Origin of the sequence: Candidatus Thiosymbion oneisti (assembly GCF_900092655.1) — a bacterium.
Lineage (GTDB): Bacteria > Pseudomonadota > Gammaproteobacteria > Chromatiales > Chromatiaceae > Thiosymbion > Thiosymbion oneisti.
The window spans coordinates 1-4,516 of record NZ_FLUY01001509.1 but is presented as its reverse complement, the minus strand read 5'-3'; the positions used below and the strand labels follow the sequence as shown (position 1 = coordinate 4,516).

The following is a 4,516-nucleotide window of genomic DNA, read 5'->3' as shown; positions in this document are numbered from 1 at the left end:
GTCGATTAAGCGCCTCGGTAGGCTAACAGCCAACGCCTATCAGCACCGAGAAGCTGAGTCCGCTGGAGCGGACAAGATGGCGTTCCCACGCTGGAGCGTGGGAACAAGCGCGAAATTTCAGATTTTATATCCTAAAATCAGTATCTTAATTTTTAGACAGCCTCTTAGACCCCTCTCGCCTTTTCGGTTCAACCGGTCTCGCGCAATTGCTTGCGCCGCAGCAGGGCCACTACGCCCAGCACCGCGGAGAGCAGCAGCATCAGACCAAAACCGATGTAAGGATAAGAGTGGGTCGAGAACTGGGCCACTTTGCCGTCGCCGAAGACGGTAGGCATGAAGGGCTTGACCGTGAAGGCGCCCAGGTCGTTCAGGTTGTGGCCGTACCACCAGAGCCAGGCGGCGTAATCGATCACGAAAAACAGCGGCAAGGTGATGGGGACGAGAATCATCAGCCAATAGAGCGGTCCACTGCTCCGGCGCGCGCCCCACAGCAGAAGCAGCATGGCGGCGATAAGACCCCAGAACACAACGTGACCGGCAGCGGACATGGCGCGCCCCATGGGTGCGATCCGGGCCGGGTCGTTGAAATAGCGCCCAAGGCTGGTCTCATAGTGCCACTGCATGGTCTGGGCACCGCTGCCCGTCCAGTCGAGGCGCTCAGCGACCGGACGCCGTTCCTGGGACTTTTCAAAGGCCGAGCGCAGGTTGGCGATCAGACGCGCCTTCTCCGATTGCTCAGCGGCGGCAGTGCTCTTGACCGACTCGGTGGGTTGTTCTCCCTGAGCCACTGCCAGCTCCGCCTTGAGCCGGGCGATCAGGGCCTCGCCGGCGGACAGCCGGTGCTCCTCCCGCACCTCCCCCACATCCTGACCCAAGGTGGTGACCAGCGCGGTCAAATAGCCCGTATTCTGGAAACGCAGCCCATCCTCTCCGTAGTGCGTGAGTCCCATCCAGACCAGGATGCCGGCGCAGCCCACCCCCATGACGATCAGTCGAGTCCTCATCCACGGCATAACGAACCCGATGAGCATCACCCCGAAGAGAGACAGGATAAAGGGTGAGAAGGCACTCTCGACCACCCCCCCGGCGGCGATGGGATACATGCCGATATAGTGGTTGATGGTGTCCATCTCGTGGACGCAGTCCAGGGCTTGCTCCTCCGTGATCTCGGTCTTCCCGACCTTCCTGCAACCGTTGAACACGCCGTTCATGTGGAAATGGATGCGCACCCCGTCCGGGAATGCCTCCGGGGGATAGTTGGGCGCTGTGAGCGACACCCACCAGATGGGGGCGTAGTAGATCGCGGCCAGCAGACCCACGCCCACCAGAGCCAAGGCGAAGAGCAAGGGGGTGCGTTTATCGGAGACCGGGTTGTCGCTCGGGGTTTTCATTAGGGGTGGTACTGCGGTGGATAGGAGTACCCGATTGGCGATGCCCTGCCCCGCCGGCGAGAGACGTTACCGCTGTTATCGGTACTTCGGTAGGGGGAGAAAATCACTCGAAGTCCGGGTTCTGCCAGTCCGCGGATTCGGCAAGCTGGTCCTTCGGTACCGGCTGCCAGGAGACATAGTTGATCACCGCTTGCATGTCCTTGTCGCTGAAGCCCTTGATCTGCTCGACCATGTCCGGGTTGGCGTTGCGGCGTTTGCCGTCGCGGATCCACTCGAACTGGCGCAGCATGTATTTATAGTGCTGGCCGTTGATCCGGGGGAAGAGCTTCTCCTTATCGCCCATCCCCGTCTCGCCGTGGCACTTCACGCAGTTGTCCTTGTAGAGCTTCTCGCCTTGGGCATACTCGGGGGTGTCCGGTCCCCAGGGACCCTTGCCCCACTCGGGGTTCATAGGCAGCTTTTCGATGTAGGCCACCACATCCGCCAAGGCCTGGGCATCCCCGATGGCTTTAGGCAGGGCGAAGGGATACATGGTCGGATTGTCCCGATTTTGGGCACGGATGTCCGACAGCTGCTTGATCAAGACGCCCCGGTGCTGGCCGGCGAGCTGCGGGAAAGTACCGTCCGGAAGCCCCCAGCCCTCAGGAAGGTGACAGGCGGAGCAGACCTCGTAGACATCCATGCCGTTCTCCAGGTCGGGGGTGAGGCCTAGCGCCTTTTCCTGCTCCCCGCCCCCCTCGTTCCAGGCGTAGGCGGTACCCGCCAGGAGGGTGGCCGCGGCAACGACAGCGGCCCGGTTCGCAAATGTCTTCATCGGATACCTCCAAATATGGCAAAGAGCGTGGCCCGTTGGCCGCAGGAATCGGCGTGTCTTGCCCGGCAATACCGGCTCGATGCATCAAAAGTAACAAGCACTGAATGCTGCGTCTTGACCTCCATCAATCTGCAACCGACTGAAAATTTCAACTACTCCAAAGTTGCCAGCCAATCCGCGATGGCCCGCATCTCCTCGTCCGAGACCAGGTGCATGATGCCCTTCATGGCAGCGGTCTGGCCGTGGTTGCGCGCGCCGCTGGCGATGTCCTTCATCTGGTTGTACGCGTAGTCCGCGTTCTGGCCAGCGAGCTTTGGGTAGATCGGCAGGATGGGCGTTTTTGCATCCTTGCCGTGGCAGGCGACACAAGTCTTCTTGACGTAGAGCTCAGCAGCGTCGAGGGCGAAGGCGGATGTCGGAAGGTTTGCGGTGAGGGCGATCAGAACGGCAACGGCGGACTTTTTCAGTGGTTTCATTTCCCAACCTCTCGTTTGCGGCTAACAGCTTGGTTCAGGCGCCCAATGCCGCGTGGCACTGAGCCTGAAAGTTGCTGAGGAGCTGGACCGCGGCAGTGGGTCGCTTGCAGCCAAATGTTAGGCGAATGAGCTGTGAAAAACGACCCATCAATTGAGCCTGGCCCCTTTTCTCCTTTTTCTCGCTTTTTCTTCGCAGTTTGCGTCCGAACGAGCACCTCGTTAGGCATTTAATCAAGTTGATTCTCATCTTTGGGTAGCGAAATCCCCATCGCCTTTGCCCGCTTTTTCCACATGCGCCGAGCGTATTGTTGCATGTCAGCTGTCTTGTCGCTTTCATCCATTATCTCCAACCCGAGTAGGGTTTCCAGGATATCTTCCATGGTGATAATGCCCTCCATGCCTCCGTATTCATCGATGATTACCATGATGTGCGTTCGTTGGTGCAGCACTTCATCAAATGCATCAGATAATGAGGTTTTGTCTGATAATGTATGCAGATCACGTCGATGGGTTTCCAAGGTGCTGTCCGTATTGCCGCGTGCCTGTGCCAGTAACAGATCATCCTTTAGCACAAAGCCGGTTAACACTTCGTCGTCTTCGGCATAAACCGGAATGCGAGAGAAGCGAGAGTCATAGTGTTTATCGAAATACTCGTAGACCGTCAACGATTCGGGTAATGAAAACACAACCGGGCGCGGCGTCATCACATCAGTGACCTGCGTTTCGTGCAGCAGGAACATGTTTTTCAGGATGCGTGATTCTCGCTCTTCCAGTTGACCTTCCTGCTCCCCGAGGTCGGCCATAGCGGCAAACTCTTTGCGGCTGAAGCCTTCAATTTTCATATCTCGAGAAAGACCGCGCGTCAGTAACTCAGACAGCATTACAAAAGGGTACAGCGCCCATACCAGGAACTTGAGCCAGTGCGCCGTCATGCTTGACAGCCCACGCCAGTAAGTCGCGCCCAGTGTTTTAGGGATAATCTCCGAAAATACCAGGATCATCAGCGTCAGGATTGCAGATATCAGTCCCACCCATGTTCTGCCAAACACCACGGCTGCCTGCGCTCCGGCACCAACAGCACCCACTGTGTGGGCTATGGTGTTAAGTGTCAGGATCGCAGCCAGCGGCTTGTTGATATCCCCCTTGAGCTCGCGCAACAGTGTACCCGAGCTTTTGTCTTCCTGTTCAAGTACGCTGATATGAGCCGTAGTAACACTCAGCAGTACGGCCTCTGAAATCGAGCATATAAACGAGAAGAGTAAGGCGATGGCCACATAAACGATGAGTAAGGTCATTCTGGCAAGATAATAGTATTTGGTTGCCTAACGTTTCGCTTCACCGGCGCGAGCCGCGCAGCGGCGAAGTGTCCAAGTGTAAGCGATTGTTAGGCATTTTGTTTCACCATTTCTACCAAAATCCCAACAATCTTGGTAGTGTTTGCAATATGATATTCTTGTAAATCAATACAAGCCGTATTATCCTCGTATTTTAAAAACTTCCATGTATTTCCTGTTGTTACTGCACCGTATATAATTGGTAAATGCAAACCCTCTTTATCGTTGAATATGCTTGATGCATACATTTTTGCTATACATTGCCCTAACCCACCAGCAATATACTCATTTTTTGCTTCAACAACAGTAATGATAGGGGCGCTCATATAAAACTGCTCCTGTGACTTGCTGATAATAAAATCACAAAAACCGGTTAGGCTTTTTTCTTTATCAACATCGAGGTTAACTCCGGAAAAGAAGCTGATTTTATAGTCTCTAAAAAACTTCAGTCCGCCGAAGGCGGATAGAGGTTAAAAACCTCCATCTTCAGATGGATTCTCT

The 4,516-nt window shown here is 55.5% G+C and carries 5 protein-coding genes; all 5 read right to left on the bottom strand.

From position 1 onward, the window contains the following. Window positions 1-188 precede the first annotated feature (188 nt). Entirely contained in the window at window positions 189-1,391 is a 1,203-nt protein-coding gene (locus tag BQ17_RS15350; RefSeq protein WP_089728526.1) for a hypothetical protein, read from the bottom strand. Between the two features lie 103 nt (window positions 1,392-1,494). Continuing rightward, complete coding sequence (locus BQ17_RS15345; protein WP_089728524.1) at window positions 1,495-2,205, bottom strand: c-type cytochrome; 711 nt, start codon at window positions 2,203-2,205, stop codon at window positions 1,495-1,497. Between the two features lie 152 nt (window positions 2,206-2,357). Then, window positions 2,358-2,681 (bottom strand): c-type cytochrome, encoded by a 324-nt coding sequence (locus BQ17_RS15340; protein WP_089728522.1) that lies wholly within the window; start codon window positions 2,679-2,681, stop codon window positions 2,358-2,360. Window positions 2,682-2,908: 227 nt separating this feature from the next. After that, window positions 2,909-3,976, bottom strand: a complete 1,068-nt coding sequence (locus tag BQ17_RS15335; RefSeq protein ID WP_089728520.1) for a CNNM domain-containing protein — start codon at window positions 3,974-3,976, stop codon at window positions 2,909-2,911. An 89-nt stretch (window positions 3,977-4,065) separates the two neighbouring features. Beyond that, on the bottom strand, window positions 4,066-4,341 hold the full coding sequence (locus BQ17_RS15330; protein WP_089728519.1) for a hypothetical protein: 276 nt from the start codon (window positions 4,339-4,341) through the stop codon (window positions 4,066-4,068). Window positions 4,342-4,516: the final 175 nt, after the last annotated feature.